This window comes from Mucilaginibacter gotjawali (assembly GCF_002355435.1).
GTDB lineage: Bacteria > Bacteroidota > Bacteroidia > Sphingobacteriales > Sphingobacteriaceae > Mucilaginibacter > Mucilaginibacter gotjawali.
On sequence record NZ_AP017313.1, the window covers coordinates 3,321,763 to 3,346,567 of the forward strand.

The following is a 24,805-nucleotide window of genomic DNA, read 5'->3' on the forward strand; positions in this document are numbered from 1 at the left end:
AGCACCGTATAGCTTATATATGATAAAAGCCTTTTAATACGCATTTTACCATATTATAATTACGTAAAAATACTTACCTACTTTGCGTAAGACCCCTATAGCACCTGCTAACAACTCTGTCTAATTTTAACGGTAAATAAAACAGGGGATTAAGTAACAGTTAAACGTTAGTATACCCCCGTCCTTATCAGAATCTTTCATCAGGTACAGGTTAAACACGCTAATAAAGGAGAAAATGGCTTTTTCACCGATCAATGAAAACAAGAAAGAGAAACCGGGCGACAGCCAGCGGGATAATGCAGCCTTTTTAAACAACCCGCAAAATAATACGGCGCAGGCAAAGCCAAACCTCATCCAGGCGCCCTCCATCACCTTGCCTAAAGGCGGCGGGGCAATAAAAAGCATTGATGATAAATTCCAGGTAAATGCGGTTAACGGTACAGCGGGTTATACCATCCCATTGCCGCTTTCGCCGGGGCGCAATGGCTTTACACCTTCATTATCATTATCTTATAACTCCGGATCCGGAAACAGTATATTTGGCATTGGCTGGGGTATTGAGGTTCCGGCTATCCACCGGAAGACCGAAAAGGAGCTGCCGCAATACCAGGACGCTATTGAATCGGACACCTTTGTTTTTCCGGGCGTTGAAGATCTTGTACCTCAATTATTGCCGGGGCCCAATAATACCTGGGTAAAAAATTCGGTAACCAACAATAATATAACGGTAACCCGCTACAGCCCGCGCATTGAAGGGGGTTTTGCCAAAATTGAAAAGATAGAAGACAGCGGCAACGTGTACTGGAAAGTAACGACCAAAGAAAACATTGTCTCTGTTTTCGGTAAAAGCAATACGGCTAAACTCAGCAGCCCGGTGCCCGGCGAGTCGGACAGGATATTTAAATGGTGCCTTGAATATAGTTATGACGATAAAGGGAACTTTACCAGTTATTATTATAAAACTGAAAATACAGATAATATAGCACCATCGTTATTTGAAAAGAACCGGCTGAATAACATTGCGCCCTGTACAAATATCTACCTCAAGGGTATAAAATACGGCAATACTGTGGCGTGGTACGAGGGGGATGCCCTTCCGGCTGCTTTTATGTTTGAAATGGTTTTGGATTATGGCGAGCACGATGCCGAAAAACCAACCCTTGCCGAAGTAAATAAATGGGATGCAAGGTTGGATGCATTTTCGGATTTTAAGCCAGGTTTTGAACTGCGCACCCATCGCCTGTGCAAACGGGTGCTGATGTTTCATCATTTTGCGGCCGAATTTGGCTGGAGCGACTACCTGGTAAAATCGCTGGACATCGTTTATGACGAGCAGCCCTGGATCACTTACCTCAATTCGGTTACCGAAACGGGCTATATCTGGAATACGGACGGCACGCTCAAATCGTCAAAAGCACTGCCTCCCGTTGAATTCTCCTATGCCATACCCGGATATTCGAGAGACGTTCAGGAGATCTCGCCGGCAAATGCAGCCAATGCCCCTGCCGGGCTGAGTGCACCCTACCAATGGACAGATCTGTACAGCGAAGGGATCTCGGGCATATTAAGTGAGCAGGCCGATGGCTGGTTTTACAAAGAAAATTGGGGAAACGGGCAATTCAGCCCGGCAAAACTGGTTAATCCGAGGCCGTCTTTTAACGGCCTTTCGGATGGTACCATAGCTCTCCAGGACCTTGAAGCCGATGGAATAAAATATGCTGTTTACAATAGCCCTGCGTTGAAAGGATATTTTGAAATGGAGCCCGAAGGCGGCTGGGGCGAATTTAATACCTTCCCATCATACCCAAACATCAATTTAAAAGATCCAAACCTTAAGTTTTTAGACCTGAACGGCGACGGGATGCCGGATATGCTGATCTCGCTGGAGCAGGAATATGTCTGGTATCAGGCGGAGGGCAAATGCGGGTTTGATAATTACCATCTGCATACCAAAGCAAATGATGACGAACTGGGCCCCCGGGTAGTTTTTGCCGACCAGGACGAACGTTTAATGATAGCCGTTGCCGATATGACGGGCGACGGGCTATCGGACATTGTGCTAATCACCTACGGCGCTGTATCCTATTACCCCAACCTCGGTTTCGGCCGTTTTGGGGCAAAAGTAAATATGCAGATGAGCAGTATTTTTGATAGCGCCGACGATTTTAATCACCGGATGATCCACTTTGCCGATGTGGACGGCACCGGGACCACCGACATTATTTACACAGGCGGCGACGAGATACAGGTTTATTTTAACCAGTGCGGCAATAGCTTTAGCCAACCATCGGCGTTTTTTAATCCCTTCGCAGGCTGGGACGATCAAAGCCAGTTTTCTGTTATCGATTTGCTGGGCAAAGGCACCTCCTGTTTGGTGTGGTCATCGCCCCTGCCCTCAAATGCTTCGGCACCTTTGCGGTATATCGATATCATGAACGGCCAGAAACCGCATATCATGACGGGCTATAAAAATAACATGGGCAAGGAAGTAACTTTTGAATACCAATCGTCTACCGGGTTTTATCTTAACGATAAACTTAAAGGGGCAAACTGGGTAACAAAGCTGCCATTCCCGGTTCAATGTGTTAATAAAGTGGTAAGTATTGACCGCGTATCGCAAACCCGCTTTACCAGCCAGTATAGTTATCACCATGGTTATTATGACGCGGCTGAGCGTGAGTTCAGGGGGTTTGCAATGGTTGTACAAACCGATACGGAAGAATTTGATAATTATGTACTGCAAACTACCGGTGCAGGGGCAGTCAATTCAATTGAAAAGGACCTGTACCAGCCTGCGGTGATCACTAAATCATGGTTCCATACCGGCGCCTACCTCAGGATGCAGCAAATGTATCACCAGCTTTCGGCCGAATATTATCCGAATGCCCAGTTAGCAGCCGGCGAAATTACCGATCCGGGCCTGGCGGCACAGCTGCAAAAATATACCCTGGCGGATGCTCCCCTGCCGAACGGGCTGGCTGCCGGTGAAGTAAGCGAATGCTTCCGCGCCCTGAAAGGGTTACCGTTACGGCAGGAGGTTTACAGCGACGAAGGCGACCCATCGGTACAAATTCACCCGTACTCGGTAACCCAATACAATTATGATACACAGCGCCTGCAGCCAAAGGATAGGCAGAAATACAGCGTATTTCTGCCGCACGAAAAGCAAAGGCTCACTTTACATTTCGAGCGTAATCCGGCGGACCCGCGAATCGAGCATGCGATAAATGTTCAGATAGACCCTTATGGAAATGTATTGCAGTCGGCCTCGATAGTTTATGGCAGGGTAAACGCCGATATGACCTTGCCAACCGCGAACGATAGGGCAAAGCAAACCCGGCAATGGGTAGTCTATGTGCAAAATGGGTTTACTCCCCTTATAGACAGCGCCCTGGCCTACCGGCTCCCGGTGCTATATGAGACCCAGCAATGGGAGCTGAATGCTGGATTACCGCAAGCGCAATTTTTTACGGATACCGAGATCGGTGGCCTGTACAATACAGCAAACATCAAACTTTACGACCAAACTACAACAACCGGCGACAAGCGAAAAATAGCGCATTCACGCACCTATTTTTTAAAAGATAACCTGAGCGGGCCGATGCCATTTGGCACAATCGATACGCTGGCCTTGCCTTATCAGAATTACCAGCTGGCATTTACGCCGACACTTTTGGCCAGTATTTACGGTGCAAAAGTGAATGATGCACTGATGCGTAACAAGGGAAACTACGTGCGTACGGAGGGAGACAGCAATTACTGGATCCCATCGGGCACCGTTTATAATTACCCGGATCTGAGTGCCACGCCCGATGCAACCAGCATCCCCCCGCCAACAGCAGCCGATATAACTTTTGCAAAAGGCAATTTTTACATGCCTGTAGCTTACCAGGACAACTTTGGCAACCTGACTAAGGTTTTTTACGACCCATACGGGCTATTTATGGTAAAAACGGTTGACGCCGTTAAAAATGAAGCCAATGCAGAGGCATTTAATTACCGTGCAATGGGCCCCTTACGTTTGCGCGATGCCAATGATAACCGGATAGGTGTCAGGTATGATGAACTGGGGCGGGTGGTTAATACTTTCGTAATGGGCAAGGAAACCGAGTTTAAAGGTGACCCGATGGACCTCAACTCCGCCGAGGCATCGCCGCTTGATCAACCCAGTTCCGTATTAACCTATGATTTCCGGTATTATACTACCAGTGGGGCCTTGCCAAACCGCGTAACCATAACTGTAAGGGAACAGCATTATTATGCTGAACCTGAGCCCGAAACACAAAGCGCTATCGTTAGCTGGTTATCCAATTTATTTGGCGGCGGGGCCAATAATAACCAGCCGCAAATACAAACAAATGTTACCTGGCAAACCAGTTATTCGTATTCGGATGGCTCGGGGCACGAGGTGTTGAAGAAAGTACAGGCGGCGCCGGGCAAGGCGCCCCAAAGAGATGCGCAGGGCAAACTTGTTTTGGATGGCAATGGCAATGTGGCGCAAATGAACACGACACCCGATCTGCGGTGGATTGGTAACGGACGTACCATTGTGAACAACAAAGGAAAGGCCGTTAAACAGTATGCGCCATTTTTTGATAGTTCGCCGGAATACACCAAGGAGAGTGAACTTGTTGAGATAGGATTTACCAAACTGATGTATTACGATGCATTAGGCCGGTTGATCAGGGCAGAAAACCCGGATGGCACATTTTCGAAGGTTGAATTTGATGCCTGGATGCAGCAAACGTGGGATGAAAATGACACTGTTATTGACAGCCAATGGTACGCGGACCGTATTAATGGTGGCATTACTGAAGCGGACCAGGAAGCAGCGCAGAAAACAGCCGTACATTACAATACACCTTCGGTTGTTTATTTCGATTCGCTTGCACGTCCGTTTTTAGCGATCGTCAATAATAAAACCCAGCGAACCAATGAAGTAGTTACCCAGGAGTTTTATTATACCCGCACCGAATTGGATATCCAGGGATTTGCATTAAGTACCACGGACACGCGCAGCAACGTAGTCATGCAGTGGCAATACAATATGCTTGGGCATATCGGCTATCAAACCAGCATGGATGCCGGCGAAAGGTGGATGATAGCTGACGTGATGGGGAAAACCCTGAACCTTTGGGATAGCCGGCAGCAAATATTTACCTATGAATACGATGCTTTGCGCCGCCCGCTTAATTTGCTGGTTAATACCGGCGACGGATACGGGAATTATACCTACGGGCAATTTGTTTACGGCGAAAATGTAGCCAATGCCAAAACCCTTAACCTGCTGGGTAAAATGTACCAGAATTATGATACTGCCGGAGTAATTACCAATAATGGCTGCGATTTTAAAGGAAATATTTTAAGCAATACGCGCGCGCTGTTAGCAGATTATAAGAAAATGCCCGATTGGAAAATTGCGCAGAGTTTAGACGCCGCCACCTACACCAATGATACGGTTTTTGATGCACTGAACCGCCCGATAGTACTCACAAGCCCCGATGGCAGCATATTTATACCCGGCTATGATGAATCGAATTTACTGAAGAGCATGGATGTGAAGCTGCAGGGGGCAGCCACCGCTACTAATTTTATAAGCAGCATTGGCTACAATGCCAAAGGCCAGCGCGAAAGTATTAAATATGGGAACAATACGGCCTGCAACTACGATTACGATTTGAAGACCTACCGGCTTACCCGTTTGTTGTGTACCGCTAACAACGGCAACAATATTTTACAGGACCTGCATTACACCTTTGACCCGGTGGGCAACATTACGCGCCAGTTTGACAATGCTCAAAAAACTGTTTTTTATGGCGGGCAACAGGTTGAAGCTCAAAATGATTATATCTACGATGCCGTTTACCGCCTGGTGCAAGGTAACGGAAGGGAGCATATCGGGCAGGTTACTTTTAATAACCAGGATAACTTTAACGATAACTGGTGCAATCTTCCACTGCAGCCAAATTCAGCTGTGCAGATACGCAACTATATTGAAAAATATTTTTACGACGGTGTTGGAAATATTCTAAAAATGGTGCACACTGCCGGGAGTTCCGCTACTCCCCACGGCAGCTGGACCCGAACCTATCAATACAACGCCTCAAACAACCAATTGACAAAGACCGGTGTTGGGGGCCACAACTATAACTATACCTATAATGAGCATGGCAGTATGCTCAACATGCCGCAACTGCAGGTAATCGACTGGAACTTTAAAGAGGAAATGCAGCATGCCAATTTGGGCGGCGGTGGTGATGCTTATTATGTATACGATAGTAGCGGGCAACGAACCCGCAAAGTGATTGAGCGACTTGATGGCACTATAGTCGAACGGATTTACCTGGGCCCGTATGAGATTTACCGGGAAAGAACGACCACTAAAATTACACTGCAAAGGGATACACTGCATATTATGGATGGTAAAAGCCGCATTGCGATGGTGGAAACCCGAATTTCAGGGAACGACGGATCGGCACTGCAGTTGATCAGGTACCAGTACAGCAATCATTTGGGCTCTGCTTGCCTGGAGCTCGACGATCACGGGAAAATTATCAGCTACGAGGAATATCATCCTTTCGGTACATCGGCATACCGCGCTACAGATGCCAGCAGGCAGGTACCGGCAAGGCGGTATCGGTTTACCGGCGCGGAAAGAGATGACGAAACCGGATTAAATTATCATTCGCGCCGTTATTATGTGCCCTGGCTGGGCAGGTGGACGGCAGCCGACCCTATTGGAATTGGGGACGGGTTGGATTTATATGCTTACGCACAAAACAATCCTATGCATTTAGTCGACCCGAAGGGGACCGAAGCCAAACCCAAGCACAAAACTAAATCAAAGGTGGAGACAAAACCTGACGAAAGTGGTATCGGGACTATTCCTGCCCGACCGATCTGGGAGTTTTTTCAAACGCCGGAATGGAAGGCTACTATGAAGAAGGCACTTGCATACGATCCTTTTTTACACGATCAATCGCCCAAGGAAGATCCAAAAGATAAAAACCAAAAGGATGATAAGAAGCCTGATGAAAAGAAACCCGATCCTAAACCGGAAAAAAAGCCGGAGCCGCCCAAGGATACGAATCCTATCGCTGCGAGCACCGCTGATGATGCCAAAGGCGATTTAGATCCGCAAATACAAGCCGGGGGCGCTACTCAATCGAACCCTGGACAGGGAGGTGTAGCCGTTCAAGTGGCTTTGCAGGAACCCAACCCCCTGTATAGCCCGATTTGGGACTCACGGAAACGATTATTCCATTTCCAGGTGGGGCTGCTGCAGCCTACCACAACCATTCAGTATGTGCACCTCTGGGTACCGGGAGCACCTAAGCCGTCGATATTAGCACCGCCGGATCCACTTCCGCCACCGGACGCTTTTCAATTAAGCCAAACAGTCAGCCCTGTTGCTTTTATATTCGGTAACCCCAAAGGGCATAGAGTTACGCTCACCTTGCCCGTAGGGATTGCAGGAGCAGTAGCGACCGACCTCGCCGGGCAAACTACGGCGAACCAGAAGAGTGGAACGCACTTGCAAATTCTCGGCCTTGCGGGAGCCCAGGTAGATATTACGCTTAGCAACAGGTGGTCGCTAACACTCGCAGGCGGATATCAGGGAGGTAGAGATTACAATACTGATACGCATACCTGGCAGAAAAATGAAGCAGTAACAGGAACGGGATTGTTTACTTATCATTTCAAGGGGCAATATGAATAGTAAAACTTAAAAGTCAACAATTCATCTAATACGGATAACAACTAATAATTGAAAATCAATAAAAATACAACGTATCATGGCAACACCTAAGCTTAGTACCAACCAGGTAAAACGTTTGGATACAATTAAAAAAGTAATTGGAGATAAAGAAATCAGCGCTAAAATAGAAAGTTCGTACGCCGGGGCTAAAGGTAACTGGGCGGCCGTATTGGACAACCTGAAAACCAGCGGGATAGATGAAACCACGCTGGGCAAAGTCGATCTGGCGCATTCGCTTGCCGAAGTTACCGGCAACCATGCCGAATTGGTTAAAGCCCTGGCCAGCCAGCCCAATGTGGTTTCTATGCGCGATGTTGCTTTGAATAATGACGCCTCATCCATAGCCGCTTTAATCAAGCCGAAGCAGGTTCCGGCGGGAACTCCCGGTGATACGGCGCAGGAAAAGGCGGATAATTTTGCCGCTTCGGTACATGATAAGATCTTTTTCACGCAAACCTCTGCGGTATTGCAGCGCATGGCCACAACGGCGGCTTTGCCGATAGCCGACGCCGGAATCAGGACCCATGTTGCTGCTTTTTTTAATAATCAGCCTGATTTTAATATCCGCAAAACCTCCATCTATAACGCCATTACCCAGCCGGATGCATTTAAAAATATTCCCGAAGAAGCGCAACAGCCGGTTATCAGCCAGTTAAAAACACTGCAGCGGGTGCAGGCCATAAGCCCTACGCCCGCTGCAGTTGTGGAATTAATGAAGGCAAATATTTCGACAGCCCAGCAGGTGGCCGAAATGACGCAAAAAGATTTTCAGGCGAAATTCGGTGCTGCACTGGGAGCCGATACCGCTGCGATGGTTCATAATAACGCGCTTAATATTAAAATCAGAAATGAACATGCCCTAATGGCCATAAAGGACTCGGTACAGGGAACAGGCATAGCCGCAATAGACGGTACAACAACCAAAGCAGGCAGAGTGCAATTATTTGACAATTTGGCGGCACAAAACAAAGTGCCCGTTAACTGGGAGAGCCTGTTTGGCAGTGTCGACCTGTGCGAATGTGAAGATTGTAATTCGGTTTACGGCCCTGCATCCTACTTTGTTGAATTGCTGAACTACCTGCGGAACAATAACCTCGACCCCGAGAATGCAAATTCAGGCGTAGCGGGGATTGCCGGTACGCCGCTTGAGATCTTATTCAGGCGGCGGCCCGACCTGGAATGCCTTGAGCTTACCTGTGCCAACGCCAACACGGTAATGCCGTATATCGACATCGTAAATGAAATTATGGAAAGCTTCATTATGCATGAAGCACAATATGATGCAGATACCAACACACCCCCGCAATTGACGCTGGATGTATGGAATGTGGAGGAAGAATCTTCGGCTGATCTGCTGGCTACGCCTCAGCATACCAACTACAATGCTTACTGCGTGCTAAAAAACGCGGTTTATCCGTTTACGTTGCCTTATCACCAGCCTATCGATGCCATCAGGATATTCCTGAATTTCCTGAACTCGAGCCGGTATGAGTTGTTGAAGACTTTTAAATCGGTTAACGAAGCCGATATAAATAACGGCCTGCCCGCGCCGGGCAACCCGCCGGGCCCCAACGACCCGGAGTTAGAGACCTTGATAAAAACGGCAATTCACCGTGGTATCGACGCAGAGTTTTTAGGGCTTACCCAGGAAGAATATGTCATCCTTACCAAAGAGGCCTTCTGGCAAAAGCATTATTTTGAACTGACCTGCAACCAAACATTAACCGACCAACAGTATCAGGACAAAATAAAAGTATACCCTACTTACCAATATTATGGCTACAACGCTGAAGATGAAATGACCAGCCAGGATGAGTCGCTTGAATTGGGGCTTACCTTCGTTAAAAAGCAATTTCTTCCGCGTACGGGTATCCTTTATACCGACCTGGTGAGCTTGCTGGAAACACAATACATCAACCCTTACATGCCGCAAGGGCAGGCGCTGGATATAATGGATAGCCTGACTTTCAGCTATCGGTTTTTACAGACCTTGGTGACAACACCCGCCAGTGACCCCAACCGCTACGCCAAGCTGATCACCTATTTGCAGAACGCACAGTTATTGGTGCCCGGTTTGCAGGCCCTGCTTCACCCGGATCCATGCCACCAAAATTGCACCTGCGATACTATCAGTTGCGAAGACCTGGCTTGTTGGGTAAAATGTTATTTTGAAAACGTAGGCAAGCTGATCGTGCTTGACTCAGGCGATAGGCCAACCCTGCCATTTTCGGGAACCATTGGAGGACGCGACAGGTTTAGGAATAATGAACAAAAAATAAAAATACAGACGACTGGGAATTAGACAAATACGGCCAGATCTACCTGAATAACATACTTACGGGAAGTGTTACCGCTACTGGTAACGTTATTGGAACCGACGGCAAACCATTGCCTGATCCAAATGATCCGGCTTCATTATTCCAGGGATTTGTGTACGATTCGGGCGGCCGCATGGTAGGTGGATTCCAGGATGCGGTCCTTTATGATATAAGGGCCGCAAGCTTAGACGGAAATTCTCTTCCGCCGGTGGTACAATGGCTGCCGACCGGCGATTCCTGCGACATCAGCAGGGTAAGGCTGATCCATCTGGATGGCAGCAGCGTTACTTCGGCAGAGTATGATAAAATGCAGCGTTTTTTACGCCTTTGGAAAAAAATGGGCTGGACCATGGACGAAACAGACAAGGCAACCATGGGCTTGGGAGCGCCGCCTGTTGTGCCCCCTGGCCAGCATGCGCCTGTTGCCGCAAAGGATTGTTTCAATGAGTTTACCGATGATTGCAGCAAAGGAACCACAAGCGATTGCGGCTGCGGCACAACAGAAGAATGCGGTTGCACCAGCAATTATGCCGATGGCCTTTTAAGCTGCGATATTACCCCGGCATATCTGCATCAGTTGGTATATGTGAATAAATTGCTTGACAGTACGGGCCTCGACCTGATAACATTGCTTACTTTTTGGACGGACATCAGCACCGTTGGGGATGATTCGCAGTATAAAAGACTTTTCCTTACTTATAATTTACTGGCCGTTGATACAGTTTTCCAGGCAGATAAATATGGCAATTACCTTACCACCGCCGCAAAGATCACTGATCATATCCCCGTGATCATGGCAGCCTTTAACCTGAAAGCTGCGGATATCGCCAATATTATGCAGTATGAAAACATCGCCGACTCACTTACGCTGGCTAACATCTCCTTGATATACCGGTACAGCTTGCTGATGCGCCTGTTGAATATAAAAAGCAGTACGTTACAGGACGTGAAAACCATTTTTGGTGATCCGTTTGCAGATGCACAGCATACCGAAAAATTTATGGAGAACTGGGGTAAAATGGAAGACTATGGTTTTACTTTTGCGCAGCTGAATTACATTTTAAACAATGTTGATGATCCAAACAGGCCAATCAAACCGACATTTATTTCCTTTTTAAAGCTGGCCAAAACTTTTTATGATGGACTTAACGCCATTATCGCGGCTAACCCGGACGTAAATACACCCGACGATGCCGTACCCACAGCTACAGTTCCTGTGGTAGCTACCGCCGAACTGGCGACTGCATCAATCGCATTGTTGTTTACCCCGGCGGTAACTGCCCAAGTTATGGCTTTGCTGCAGGGTACCACTGTTTACAGTACCAATGCGCCGGTAAACCTGGTAGCAACTGCTGCTGATTTTACAGCTTTGCTGACAGGTACACTTATTCAAAAAATTAAGTATGACTATGTAAATGGCGGGGTACAGGTTACCGGTATTTTAACCACTGCGGAAACAGCAGCAGCAAAGGCATTGTTCAGCGCCAATACTTTTTGGGCCGCGGCTATTGACCGGTTGAATTTGCAGCCTACGGAATTTTTTAATGATGTATTATACGGCATTATTACAGATGCTGCCGACAGGGCAATCCTGTTGGAAGGCGACTATAACGTCCCCGCATCACAACAGGCGGATCCGGACAACCCGGCACCTGATACCGCACCGGCAAAACTCTTTTGCTTTATGAAAGTATTTATGCCTTTCCTGCGCGAGCGTTTGATGCATACGTTTATCGTCAGCACTTTAGCTACCCAAACCGGCCTTAGCCAGGATGTAACCGATATGCTGATTTCGAATACTTTGGTAAGCGGAACGCCGGCCCAGCCGATAGTGGAGGTTTTTAAGAGTATCACCAACGCTTATCAGCCTGCAGCCGGATCGTGGAGTGGTTACCTCATCCCTACAAGTACTGATGTTTATACATTTGCACTCACTGTTCAAACCAATACGCTTAATGCGGCGATCAGCGTGAACGGCCAGGCGCTTAACTTTACCCAGCAGGCCGATCCGAATAATGTTTACCTGAGCGATCCGGTGAAACTGCAGGCCGGCAGGGCTTATAAATTTTGGGTTACAGGGCTTGATATTAACCTTACTGGTTTGGCCTGGAAAACGCCAACCACGCCAAAAAGCACCATCCCGGCGTCGGCAATGCTGGTGGACGACCTGACAGAGAGTGTTACCACCGCTTATGTACAATTGCAAAAAGCAGGTATCGTTGCATCGATATTTAACCTCACCGATGCCGAAATAAATTACCTGCAGCAAAATGGCGCGGATTTTAGCAACCTGGACTTTAATGCCATCACGTTCCAAAGCTGGCTGCGCCTGGGTGCTTATACTCAACTGCGCAGGTCGCTGCCCCCAACTAACTTAAGCCTGATCCAGTTTTTTGCGTGGGCCAAACAAACTACCGATACCACCAACCTGGGCGCACAGATAGCAGCGGTGACCAACTGGCTGCAAAGCGATGTAGATAAATTATTGGCAGCCGGGCACTTTAACCTGCTGGACAATGGCCAGTTTGTTAATGAAAAGAAGCTGCTTAAACTACAGCAGGCCCTTTACGTTGCCGCAAATATCGCTATTGACATCAACCTGCTTTTTGATTGGGCAAAACCAGTATCCAAATTCTGGGTATGCCATGATATTGCCGAAAGTATCCGTAAATCCATAAAGGCACGTTACAAGGAAACTGACTGGGAACAGGTGGTTAAGCCACTAAACGACCAGTTGCGCGAACACCAGCGTGATGCACTGATCAGCTATTTACTGGTTCAGCCCGATTTGAAAGATTGGGGAGTAATAGATGCCAACAGCTTGTTTGAATTTTTCCTGATTGATGTGCAGATGGATTCGTGCATGGAAACATCCAGGATAAAACAAGGAACATTATCGATACAGCTATTTGTGCAACGCTGCTTTTTGGGCCTTGAAGAGCCTTATATCGGCAACGATGTTTTGGATGCCGCCCGCTGGAAGTGGATGCAATACAACAATGTTTGGGTAGCCAACCGGAAAGTTTTCCTGTATCCCGAAAACTGGATAGTTGAATCGCTGCGCGATGATAAGAGTGACTTTTACAAAGCGCTGGAATCGCAACTGCTTCAAAAAGACATCAACCCCCAAAATGTACAGGATGCATTGAACAGTTACCTGTTCCAGGTGGACGATGTAGCCAATATGCTAGCAGTGGGTATTTTTGTGGAGGAAGGGACAGTAAAGGGTGCAACTGTACCCGTTAAATACCATATTTTTTCGCGAACACGCAATGCCCCCTACTTCTTTTACTACCGCTACTTTGATGTGATAGAAAGTAACTGGTACCCATGGGAACAGGTGCAGGTTGATATCACCAGTTATGATATTGAAGGCCCTACAACAGGCCAGGTATTTGGCAATGGCGCCTTCCTGACGCCGGTAGTTTGGAACGGCAGGCTGTTGATCTTCTTTCCGCAGATGACTAAAAAGGTGATGCCGCCGTCAAGCACCGGGGCAAGTTATAATTCTAATTCAGCCAGCGGACAAGTGCCTATTATTCAATGGGAGATTAAAATGGCCTGGAGCGAATACCGCAATGGAAAATGGACGCAAAAACAGGTTTCAACGGACGCCATTTATGATAATGGAAACTATACGGCAACCACTTTACCCAAAATAAGCTTTTATAGTTTTGTTGCCTATGTAGATAACGCCAATCAGAACGTTCAGATCATCCCCTGCTGGTCGGACGGATTGGTCGATCCTTCAAACGTGTTTATGTTTCAGGGAAGTACGATCAGTGTGGCGGCCGGTACTTCGCATTTTAATCCGTCAGCATCACCTAATGATTTTAACTTTATGCGGTTTCAATCAGTGGAATCTTCGGGTACGTATACCACCTACCCGCTGCAATATAACGGTACCAACGAACCTTACCTGGCCGCATCCGAACCTTACATATACGACAATACCAGCGCGGTCAATATAGAAACGCCCTCGGATTACGCCGAATTTTATCAGCCATTTTCGCACCAGTTACTGGGTTTGCTGGCGTCGGACACTTCAGGCGACCTAACCGATTTTTTCAGCAGTAATCTTACCCTGCCCAGCAATACAGATGAAGCATTCGGTTCCTATTTTGACAGTTCGCTGCAGGTAACCAGTTACAGTGAACTAAAAACACCCTATGCCATCTATAACTGGGAGTTGTTTTTCCATACTCCGGCAACTATTGCGGGCAAATTAAGCAGCGCGCAGCAATTTCAGGCGGCAAAACAATGGTACGAGTATATTTTTAACCCTGCCGCCCCGGGGTCTACCCCACAGCGGGCTTGGCAGTTTTATCCTTTTACGCAAATAAATGCCGATAACTACCTGGAGTATTTGTTTAATATGCTGCAATCCAATACGGCTAATGATGATATCAATGCCTGGAGATCTAATCCTTTCGAACCGCACCTGATTGCCCGCGGGCGGCCGGTAGCCTATATGAAATGGATAGTGATGCAGTACATGGACAATTTAATTGCCTGGGGCGATTATTTGTTCACACAACATACGCTGGAAACAATTAACCAGGCTACCCAATTGTACATTTTGGCCTACCATATTATGGGTCCGCGCCCACAACTTATTCCAAAAAGAGGTAAAATATTGCCCGAAACCTATAACTCGCTGCTAAATAAGTGGGATGCATTTGGCAATGCCATGGTGGAGTTGGAGCTGGCTTTTCCGTTCAGCAATCAAATCAATACGCCAATGGGTATTGGTAAAGGCGACATCGGTTTTGCCAACATCTTTGGGTTTGCTACCAGCTTGTATTTCTGCCTGCCCAGCAACCCCGAGTTGACCGCTTACTGGGATACACTGGATGACCGGCTGGGCAAAATAAGGGCCTGCGAGAATATTGAGGGCGTGTTTGGTTTGCCGCCGCTCTGGGATCCGCCAATTGACCCTGCTTTGCTGGTGCAAGCCGCCGCACAGGGCCTTAGCATATCAAGCGTGCTGAACGACCTGGATTCACCAGTGCCCAATTACAGGTTTAATTACCTGGTGCAAAAAGCGCTGGAATTGTGTAACGAACTAAAATCGCTGGGCGGCAACCTGCTCTCTGCCTTTGAAAAAGGGGACGGCGAAACCCTCGCCAGCATGCGTGCCAGCCAGGAAAGCACTATGCAAAACCTGGTAATGCAGGTGAAACAATTGCAGCTGAACGAGGCAAATGCTGCGCTGGATGGTTTACACCAAAACCGCGAAACGCCGGCATACCGTATGCAGCATTATTTAGACCTGATTGGGCAGGATGCCAGCAAAATACCGGGCGCTGATGCAGACTTTACCGCACTGGCCGGTCCACCGCAATCTTTGGTGACGGATAGTGAGCTGATCCTTACTTCGTACGAAAAGCAGGAGATGGACAAAGCAAGCGATGCGAAGGACCTGCAGGAAGGCGTAGGAATAGTGGAAACACTTGCCGGCGTATTACATTTATTGCCCTTGCTGGCTGCGGATGTAAAACCGATAGGTGTTGGCGCTGGCTTATGCTTTGGCGGCGATCAATTGGGCAGTGCCCTTGGTGCAGTAGCGCGTGGTATGCAGGTTGCAGTAGGTAACCTGAATGCTGAATCGGCCGCTGCCCGCAGCAAGGGTGGTTACCTGCGCCAATTGCAGGACAGGGTGTTACAGGCAAATTTAGCCGGTTTCGAGATCAAGCAGATCGATAAGCAGATATTGAGCCAGCAGATCCGGATCAGTATTACCAACCAGGAAATCACCAATCAACAAAAGGCTATTGATAATGCTGCGCAAACGCTTGATTTTTTGACCAACAAGTACACCAACCAGCAGCTGTACTCGTGGATGAAGGATACGTTAAAAACCCTTTACTACCAGGTTTACACATTGGCCTACGGCCTTGCCCAAAAAGCCGAGAAAGTTTACCGTTTTGAACGAGGGCTTTCGAGCTCCAACTTTATCCAGTTTGGCTATTGGGATGCCTCGCATGATGGCTTGTTAGCGGGCGAAAACCTGTTCGTCGGCCTTAAACAACTGGAGGCTGCGTATCAGCAGAATAGGGGCTATGACTTTGAGATTAGTAAAAACATTTCATTGCGCCAGATAGACCCTATCGCTTTATTAACCTTACGGACTACCGGAACGTGCCAGTTTGAACTGCCGGAAGTTTTATTTGATATGGATTTTCCCGGGCACTATATGCGCAGGATCAAATCGGTTGCCTTATCGGTGCCGTGCATCGCCGGGCCTTATACGGGGATCAACGCCACACTCCGCATGACGCAAAATACCTTCAGGCAAAATACCATGCCGGGCAGCGCCTATCCGCAGGATACCACAAAGAACGATCCGCGGTTTATGACGGTGAATGTGCCCATCACCTCCGTTGCGGTAAGCCACGGCCAAAGTGACAGCGGTGTTTTTGAGCTCAATTTTAAGGATGAACGGTATATGCCCTTTGAAGGAGCCGGGGTAATAAGCCAATGGAGTCTTTCGTTGCCGGATTTTAAACAGATCGATTATAACACTATTACAGATGTAATCATGACGGTAAGGTACACTTCGATAGACGGTGGTGACAAACAAAAGAAGGCTGCAACCACCTATCTTAATACCTTTGTTAAAAATGTGCAGAACTTGAGCCAGAACGAAGGTTTGTTTGCGATATTCGATTTGAAAAATGATTTGCCAAACGAGTGGTATAAAGCGACCCAGTTACCGCCCGCAGCCGATGGCAGGGAGATATCGTTAACAAACATTGTTGATCGCCTGCCTGTTTACACCAAAACTTCGGCACCGGATAAGATCATCGCCCAGGATGTTTACGTATTGACCGAGGCAGGTATCGCATCAGGCGATATTTTAATCAACCAGGGCACGAACGCACAAAATGTCGTTTCGCACGGTTTTGGTAGTGGTGTCGACTTTAAACCGATGCATGTTTTCACAGCGCCGGGTATTAACATCAATATGCAAAACTGGACCTTAGCTATCAGCAATACTGCTATACCGCTAAATAATATGTGGATGGTGGTGAGGTACACTTTAAATTGATATGTAGAACCGTCCAAAACGGTTAGGGTATTTAAAAGGAAGCATTGAAGAACGGAGATCAATTCAAAAAATGATCTTCGTTCTTTTTAACTTCATCACTTTTCCATTCCGGTAAACCGGCTTAACGGAACTTTTATTATTTCGTCAGTTCTTTATCCCGGTTGGTAGTAATTGAAAAGGCTGCCGATGTAATCAGATTTTAAGCGATCGCTAATTATTTTAAGTCCAAAGATTTATCCGGTCAACAATTCCCTCTGCATCAAGGATGTAATCTGCTAAACCCTTGTTTATTGCACTTTGTGGCATGGCAGTAGCTATCGCATTTTGCGGATCTTGCACGATTAACGCCCCGCCTGCCCGCCGGATATCGGCAAAGCCATCCGCGCCATCATTATTTGCGCCTGATAATAATATGCCTAATAATAATGCCCCATAAGCATCAGCCGCGCTTTGGAAAGTAACATCGATGCTTGGCCTTGAAAATTGAACTTTTTCAGAGCCATCCAGTGAAAATGAGCGATTTTTTTCAATAAGCAAGTGGTAGTCAGCGGGCGCTACATATATCTTTCCGGGTAAAATGCTTTCCTTATCTTCAGCTTCCTTCACTTTTAGTTTGCAGGCATTTGACAATACATCCACCAGGGTAGATTCGTTGTCTGCTGACCGGTGCATGACAATAACCATAGGAACTGCAAAATCAATCTGTAGATGACGTAAAATATATAGGATAATTTGAAGGCTGCCCGCCGAACCTCCTATAACTATCAATTTGGATGCTATGAGATTTTCCTCCATATTTTTTCCTTTCCCTCTTGCCTGAACCTGGAAACACCGGGAAAAATCCGCATTGTTTCCTTACTTCCCAATGCTATATACCCCAACTTGTCCAGGCTATCATCAAACAGCTGAAAAACCTTGCCCTGGAGTTCCTTTTCAAAATAAATTAATACATTCCTGCACACAATAAGTTGAAAATGATTAAATGAACTTTCTGACACCAGGTTATGTGTTGAAAATACCAGGCGCTTTGAAAGCTCCTTATCAAAAATAACCTGGTTGTAACCGGCCGTATAGTAGCTGCTAAAATCCTCTTTCCCTCCTGCCAAACGGTAATTATCTGAGTTTTTTTGCATTTGCTGGATGGGAAAAATCCCTTGCGCAGCTTTTTTTACAACAGCAGGATTAATATCAGTAGCATAAATAAGCGTTTTGTGGAGTAAACCAGCCTCTTTAAGCAGTATGGCCATCGAGAAAACCTCTTCGCCTGTTGAACACCCTGCATGCCAGATACGGATAAATGGATAAGTGGCCAACACAGGCAATACCCCGGCACTTAAAAATTTAAAGAACGCAGGATCCCTGAACATTTCAGTTACATTCACAGTAACCTGTTCGATGAAATGGGTAAAATAGGTTTCGTCAGAACGGATACGGTAACGGAATTCAGCAAAACTGGGAAAATTGTCCAGCGTATATAAACGATTAATCCGTCGCTTTAGCGAAGCTTTGGTATACGCTGTAAAATCATAACCATAGGTATCGATCAGGTCGTTTAAAAGCAACTCTATCTGCTCATCGCTGATCAGGAATTCCATAAGCAGTTTATAAATAGTTTGTTAAAATGCCAACCAAAACATCAACGTTTACCGGCTTTGAAATGTAATCGTTGGCACCTGCAGCTAAACACTTTTCGCGGTCGCCGGGCATTGCCTGTGCAGTAACAGCAATTACCGGCATATTGCCCCGTTCAGGCAGTTGACGAATGGCCGCTATGCACTCATAACCATCCATTTCAGGCATCATCATATCAAGCAACACAACACCAATTTCCAGCTTTTCGCTAATCATTTTTAACCCCGACACGCCATCAGTAGCAGATAAGCAACGAAAGCCTTTACTTTTAAGAACCAGGTTAAGTGCGAAAATGTTTCTGCTGTCATCATCTACTATTAGTATGGCTGAAGGTTGTTTTTTCATGATAGTAGAATTTACTTTTTTATTTTATTTTTTTTATCAAATAACCACACACGTAATAAGGAGGTGAGCTGGTCAACGTCTACTGGTTTTGAAATATAATCCGAAGCGCCCGCCGCTATGCATTTCTCACGGTCGCCCAACATAGCCTTCGCTGTAACCGCAATTACCGGTATTTCTTTAAAAAGCGGGTTCTGCCTTATTCTGGCCGTACTTTCATACCCATCCATTTCAGGCATCATCATATCCATCAACACAATGCTGATTTCCGGGTGTTGCGTCAATTGCTCCAGTGCTTCCTTTCCATCCGTAGCTGTTATCACCTTCATGCCATATTTTTCTAACGATTTGGTCATTGAAAATATATTTCGCACGTCATCGTCAGCAATCAAAACGGTATTATCTTTCAGAACATCGTCAAGCAGGTCACGCCCTTTTGGGTTGCCCCGGGCGGACGAATTCCTTTGATTTTCAACCAGGTGGAGAAAAAGCGTCACCTCATCCAATATCCGCTGATAAGAATGGGCAGTTTTAACAACGATTGTGTCAGCATATTGGCGAATACGGGTTTCTTCGCCTGCAGACAAATGCTTCCCTGTAAAAATGATGATCGGCAGGTCTTCGAGCCCGGGATTTTGCTTGATCGTTTCAAGTGTTTCATATGCTTTTTTATCAGGAACTGCCATATCCATGATGACGCAATCCACTTGCTTATTATTTAATGCGTCTATGCTTTCGCTGATACTACCGGAAACCGTTGAAGAGACGTTAAAAGTATCGAGGAAATAGGATAACGCGCGGGCATGCCTGGCGTTTTCTTCCACAATGAGCACTTTTTTGGGGTTTCGGCTCCAAACCTCTTCCAGTTTCTGAAACATTTGTTTCATTTGTTCAACAGCGATCGGCTTACTTATAAAATCAACCGCACCTTTCAGCCTGCTTTCTTTCTTAGCCTCAACAGAAGACATAATATGTACAGGGATATGCCTCGTAGCATCATTTGCTTTTAATTCTTCCATTACATCCCACCCGTCTTTCATAGGCAAGTGGATATCCAGCAGGATAGCAACGGGCTGATATTGAATCGCCAATTGCAGTGCATAATCACCTCTTACAGTTGTGATACCTTTATATCCGCTTTTATGGGTATAATTTAACAAAGCTTTAGCAAAAGGAGTATCGTCTTCTATAATGAGAATTGTTTTGTCCCCGGGTTGTATTTCGTTGCGGTCATCCGCAATATCATCGGGCATAACAGGCACTAAAAACTTTTTGCGGTTTGAATCGGTCATAAGCTGGTCAGCAGACGCGTTTTCAGTATGAATAACAGGCGGTATAGAAATGTGGTCAGTCTCGCGGTTGAGTGGTAAAGTGAGCGTAAATACACTTCCCTTACCAGGGTCACTTACAACGGATATCTCTCCTCCCAACAAGCGGGCCAACTGGCGGCTGATAGACAGCCCTAACCCTGTGCCGCCGAATTTTCTTTTAGTAGAACCGTCAGCCTGCTGGAATGCCTCAAATACTATCCCAAGCTTATCCTTTGGAATTCCAATACCCGTATCAGCAACCTGGAACTCTAAAATATCCGGATTGGCCGGCGGCTGACGCACAGTAAGAATAACCTGACCTTTACCTGTGAATTTAAAGGCATTAGACAAAAGGTTTTTTAATATTTGTTCTAACCGCATCCTGTCAGTCTCCATTACAATGGTCTTAACGGTCTCCTGATTAATAATAAATTGAAGGCCCTTCTCCTTTGCAACCGGCGCAAATAATGATTGCATGGCACCGACCAGCTCGCTAAGCGGGATTTTTTGGTATTCCAGGTCCATTTTGCCAGCTTCAATCTTGGATAAGTCTAGCAATTCATCGATCAGATTAAGCAAGCCGTTTCCGGAACTTAGGATAACCCCCGCTGATTCGATTTGCTCGGCGGTGAGGTTTTGGGTACTATTTTCAGACAAGTACCTGGATAACAACAAAATAGAATTAAGTGGCGTGCGCAGTTCATGCGACATATTGGCCATGAATTCTGATTTATAACGGGTTGTTCGTTCAAGTTCTTCTGCTTTTTGCTGAATCTCGATGTTGCGCTCCTGGATGATCCGGCTCCTTTCACTCAATTCAATATTGGTTTGCTGCAATTCTTCCTGCTGTACGCGCAATTCTTCCTCTGATGTTTGCAACTTTTGGGCATGCGCCTCCAGCTCAGTATTTAAATTTTCAAGTTCGCTATGCTGAGCCTGCAATTCTTCAGACTGGGCCTGTGTTTCCTCAAGCAGTTCCTGTAGTCGCTGCCGATTTTGTGCACCCGCTACGGCGAGGCCAATGTTGTCGGCTACATTTTTCAGAAATTCCAGTTTCCGGTCTGGAAAGCGATAAACTGATGCCAATTCAATTACCCCTTTTACCTGGCTTTCATAATGGATTGGAACAATAAGAAAATTGCGCGGCTTTATACCTCCGGCAGCATGTACAACCTGTATTTGTTCATCAGCAATCTCCTTCAGCCACAGTACATGGTCGCTTTTTGCCGCCTGGCCCACCAATCCTTCACCCATGGCAATTTTGGATGGAGCTCCTGTAAGCGCAAAACTACTGCGGAGCCATAAGTCATCATTTTCAAGCAGGTATAATGCGCCCACCTGGCTACCGGTATATCCTGCTATAAAACGGAGGACATCAGCCATCAGCACGTCCAGGGGCTTTTCACCTATCATCTGGTTGTTCAATTGGCTGATTCCTGTTTGCATCCAGTCATTGTCTGATAAAATATTGAACGATTTTTGCAGCGATTCCGCCATTTTGTTCAATGCCAAAGAAATGCTGCCCAGGCTGTCTTTTTCATCGTCATTTACACGTACTCCATATTCGCCGGCGGATATCTGCCCGGCGATGTGCTGGATAATATTGATCCGCCGTGAAATTTCCTGATCTTTGATGGTAAGTTCTTCCTGTAAACTGGCCCTTGCCGCCATATCCGAAGTCACCTTAATATAAGAAAACACAGAAACACTGATTGCCAACAACGCCGCAAGAACAATAATCAAAGGTGTTATTGAAGTAAATTGCTTTAAAGAAACAGTTCGGTTATTCAACAAAGTTCGTTCAGCCTGCTCTGAACTGTCAACTACCTTCCTGAGGTCATCCATGGCCGCTTTCCCGATTTCCAGGTCAGTCACCGTAACAGCCTCCCCTGAACGTTTTTTGTTAATCAGTGTCTGTAACGCTGAAAGGCGTCTTATCAATACCCCTTTCATCCGGATGCTATAAACCTGTTGCTGCGGATTATCGATAGTTAATCGCTGTACCTGGTCAATCAATTGAAGCGCTTTTCCATAAGCACCGTTATAAGGCTCCAGAAATTCATCCTTGCCGGTTAAAAGATAACCGCGTTGGCCGGTCTCCGCATCTTTCATGGTAGACATGATACTTTCAAGCCGTTCAACTACCTGGTTGCTATGGTCAACAAGATCAGCGCTTTTTAATAGATTTTGAATACTGAAAAAGGATGCAACAGAGCTTACAACTAGCAATAGCAAAGATAAACCAAAACCAATCTGCAAGTTGCGGGTAAGTGAAGTTCTCATATGAAATGGTTAATTCAGTTCAGAAATAGCAGGATTAATCGGGATACAAAAGTAAAATGTGGAACCTTTTTCAGGTTCACTTACAACACCGTAGGTACCCTTGTGTCTTTTAACGATCTCAGCGCAAATGTAAAGCCCCATCCCCAGTCCCTGGAACCGGTTGGAATTTTCCTCTACCCTGTAAAATTTCTCAAAAAGTTGATGTTGTCTTTCAGCCGAAATACCAATACCCTCATCAATCACGTTTACGTGTACTTTTCCATCTGGTAAAAGCAGCACTTCAATTACAACTTCTTTGCCCTCTGGGCCGTATTTTATGGCGTTACTCAGGTAATTTTGAACCACTTGTTCCAAACGATTCTCATCGCCAAAAACCCGGATATTTGATATGTCGGGCGCTTTGATTCGAAGGCTTTTGTCCGGAAAGGAATGTTGAATATTTTCTACCGCGTTAATTAAAAAAGTTCCAAAATCAAAGTATTGAAAATTGAACTGCAATTTTCCCGATTGAATTTTAGTGGTGTCCAGCAGATCCCCAACCAGCCTGTTCAATTTAGTGACCTGTTTTTGTGAGCGGTCAAGAAACATCCTGGTTTGATCAATATTCTTTCTTTCTAAAGCATTCCCGGCAAGTTGTATATAGCCTTTTATCGATGTAAGCGGCGTATTCAATTCATGGCTGGCGATACTGATAAATTCGTCTTTTTTATTTTCGGCAACTATGCGTCTTTCGATTTCCAACTGCAGCGACCGCTGAATATTATTCAATTTGACAAATGTTTTAATCTTTAATACCAGGATATCAGTATCAAAGGGCTTAACAAGATAGTCCCGGCCCCCCGATGCATAGCCTTTGGTAATAAATTCTTTACTGACATTCACAGCCGATAAAAAAATAATAGGGATATCGCTTGTCCGCCGATAACCGCTTACGGCCTCCGCTACTTCAAATCCATCCATCCCGGGCATTTGCACGTCAAGAATAATTAACTCGTAGTCATTCCTAAGCAATTTTTTTAAAGCATCTTCACCTGATAAAGCGGTATCGATTTCAAACCCCCGGCTTTCGAGTGTTTTCCCCAGTGCAATAAGGTTTTCCTGCTTGTCGTCAACAATAAGTATCATTCATATTTATAAATTACCGTTAAAGATACGGTTAATGGTTTGACTTAGTTAAAATGAATGCATTTTCGCGTCCTTGTTAAGAGACACTTCGCCTTTTGATTTATCTGTAGCTAAAGGCTATCAATTTCGAAAGAAAAAAATTGCAAAATTGTTTTATCCAAATACATCAAATACCAAAAAAAGCTTAACGCTTTGATTTAAAGCTTTTTTATTTTTAGAGTCCATTTAAGCGGAAGCGCGGGGGATTTAAATCCCTTTTCAAATTTTTTTTTTTTAAAAATCCGATGCGTTAATGATTTAACGGGGTAAAGCATTATTTATCCGCGAAAAATAAAGAAACAGTAACTTCATCTGTAAAATATCTTTCCCTTAGTAATCTTTCCGTGCTATTTTATTGAAAAAACAATGCCTCATACTACATACTACCCGCATTGTTTAAAATGCCCCCCCGATATATTTGTTATCAGGAATATATGCTATTTTATTTAAGAATACTCTTGCTGTTTTTACCCCGCCGCGGAATATTAAATATAGAAGCTTTAAACTTCTTAATCAATATAAAGTTTTAAATTTACTTTCAAATTGACCCTATGGCCTTGGTGAAATCCAGATTAAAGATTTTTTTGGTTGACGACGACCCTTTTTGCCGCAATATGTACCTGCAACACCTGGAAAATCTGGGTTATAAGGATATCACCTGTTTTGAAAATGGCGCTGATTGCCTTGCACATCTTTTTCTAAAACCAGACGTCATCTTTCTTGATCACAGTATGGGGACACTCCCCGGACTGACCGTATTGAAAAAAATAAAACTTTTTGACCCCGATATTCACGTGGTATTTTTATCGGGCAGTGCCAATATTATTACCGCAGTAAAAGCCCTTAAAAGTGGCGCGATTGAATATATTGTGAAAGGAATAAATGAGTTTGAAAACATGACTAAAGTGCTGAGCAGGATAGCCGAAATAAAAGCGTCATAAAAAGC

9 protein-coding genes are annotated in these 24,805 nt (G+C 45.7%); 4 read left to right on the forward strand and 5 right to left on the reverse strand.

The window, feature by feature from the left end; translation table 11 throughout:
• The first annotated feature begins 235 nt into the window (after window positions 1-235).
• The 3 genes from MgSA37_RS14840 (at window position 236) to MgSA37_RS14850 (ending at window position 17,128) form a co-directional block, all read left to right on the forward strand.
• Entirely contained in the window at window positions 236-7,720 is a 7,485-nt protein-coding gene (locus MgSA37_RS14840; protein ID WP_096352982.1) for a SpvB/TcaC N-terminal domain-containing protein, read from the forward strand.
• Window positions 7,721-7,796: 76 nt separating this feature from the next.
• Window positions 7,797-10,061 (forward strand): hypothetical protein, encoded by a 2,265-nt coding sequence (locus MgSA37_RS14845; RefSeq protein ID WP_096352983.1) that lies wholly within the window; start codon window positions 7,797-7,799, stop codon window positions 10,059-10,061.
• A gap of 86 nt (window positions 10,062-10,147) precedes the next feature.
• Entirely contained in the window at window positions 10,148-17,128 is a 6,981-nt protein-coding gene (locus MgSA37_RS14850) for a Tc toxin subunit A-related protein (RefSeq protein WP_096352985.1), read from the forward strand.
• Window positions 17,129-17,347: 219 nt separating this feature from the next.
• On the opposite strand, the gene MgSA37_RS14855 is transcribed toward MgSA37_RS14850, so the two are convergent.
• From MgSA37_RS14855 to MgSA37_RS14875, 5 genes are read right to left on the reverse strand one after another with little or no spacing between them, the layout of a single operon-like run.
• Complete coding sequence (locus MgSA37_RS14855) at window positions 17,348-17,923, reverse strand: chemotaxis protein CheB (RefSeq protein ID WP_096352986.1); 576 nt, start codon at window positions 17,921-17,923, stop codon at window positions 17,348-17,350.
• Complete coding sequence (locus MgSA37_RS14860) at window positions 17,905-18,723, reverse strand: CheR family methyltransferase (RefSeq protein ID WP_096352988.1); 819 nt, start codon at window positions 18,721-18,723, stop codon at window positions 17,905-17,907. Before MgSA37_RS14860 ends, MgSA37_RS14855 begins: the two co-directional genes overlap by 19 nt.
• Window positions 18,724-18,730: 7 nt before the next feature.
• The gene (locus MgSA37_RS14865; protein ID WP_096352989.1) at window positions 18,731-19,105 is read right to left on the reverse strand and encodes a response regulator; all 375 of its coding nucleotides are present in this window, start codon (window positions 19,103-19,105) and stop codon (window positions 18,731-18,733) included.
• Window positions 19,106-19,116: 11 nt separating this feature from the next.
• Window positions 19,117-22,695, reverse strand: a complete 3,579-nt coding sequence (locus MgSA37_RS14870; protein WP_096352991.1) for a response regulator — start codon at window positions 22,693-22,695, stop codon at window positions 19,117-19,119.
• Between the two features lie 9 nt (window positions 22,696-22,704).
• Window positions 22,705-23,820, reverse strand: a complete 1,116-nt coding sequence (locus tag MgSA37_RS14875; protein WP_096352992.1) for a hybrid sensor histidine kinase/response regulator — start codon at window positions 23,818-23,820, stop codon at window positions 22,705-22,707.
• Window positions 23,821-24,410: 590 nt separating this feature from the next.
• Here MgSA37_RS14875 and MgSA37_RS14880 point away from each other — a divergent pair.
• A complete protein-coding gene (locus tag MgSA37_RS14880; RefSeq protein WP_096352994.1) occupies window positions 24,411-24,800 on the forward strand; it encodes a response regulator in 390 nt (129 codons plus the stop codon).
• The last annotated feature ends 5 nt before the right edge of the window (window positions 24,801-24,805 follow it).

Bases quoted from the DNA above. Each gene is read 5' to 3' on its own strand.
- MgSA37_RS14865 (WP_096352989.1), bottom strand. From the start codon at position 19,105: ATGAAAAAACAACCTTCAGCCATACTAATAGTAGATGATGACAGCAGA.
- MgSA37_RS14860 (WP_096352988.1), bottom strand. From the start codon at position 18,723: ATGGAATTCCTGATCAGCGATGAGCAGATAGAGTTGCTTTTAAACGAC.
- MgSA37_RS14845 (WP_096352983.1), top strand. From the start codon at position 7,797: ATGGCAACACCTAAGCTTAGTACCAACCAGGTAAAACGTTTGGATACA.
- MgSA37_RS14855 (WP_096352986.1), bottom strand. From the start codon at position 17,923: ATGGAGGAAAATCTCATAGCATCCAAATTGATAGTTATAGGAGGTTCG.
- MgSA37_RS14870 (WP_096352991.1), bottom strand. From the start codon at position 22,695: ATGAGAACTTCACTTACCCGCAACTTGCAGATTGGTTTTGGTTTATCT.
- MgSA37_RS14880 (WP_096352994.1), top strand. From the start codon at position 24,411: ATGGCCTTGGTGAAATCCAGATTAAAGATTTTTTTGGTTGACGACGAC.
- MgSA37_RS14875 (WP_096352992.1), bottom strand. From the start codon at position 23,820: ATGATACTTATTGTTGACGACAAGCAGGAAAACCTTATTGCACTGGGG.
- MgSA37_RS14840 (WP_096352982.1), top strand. From the start codon at position 236: ATGGCTTTTTCACCGATCAATGAAAACAAGAAAGAGAAACCGGGCGAC.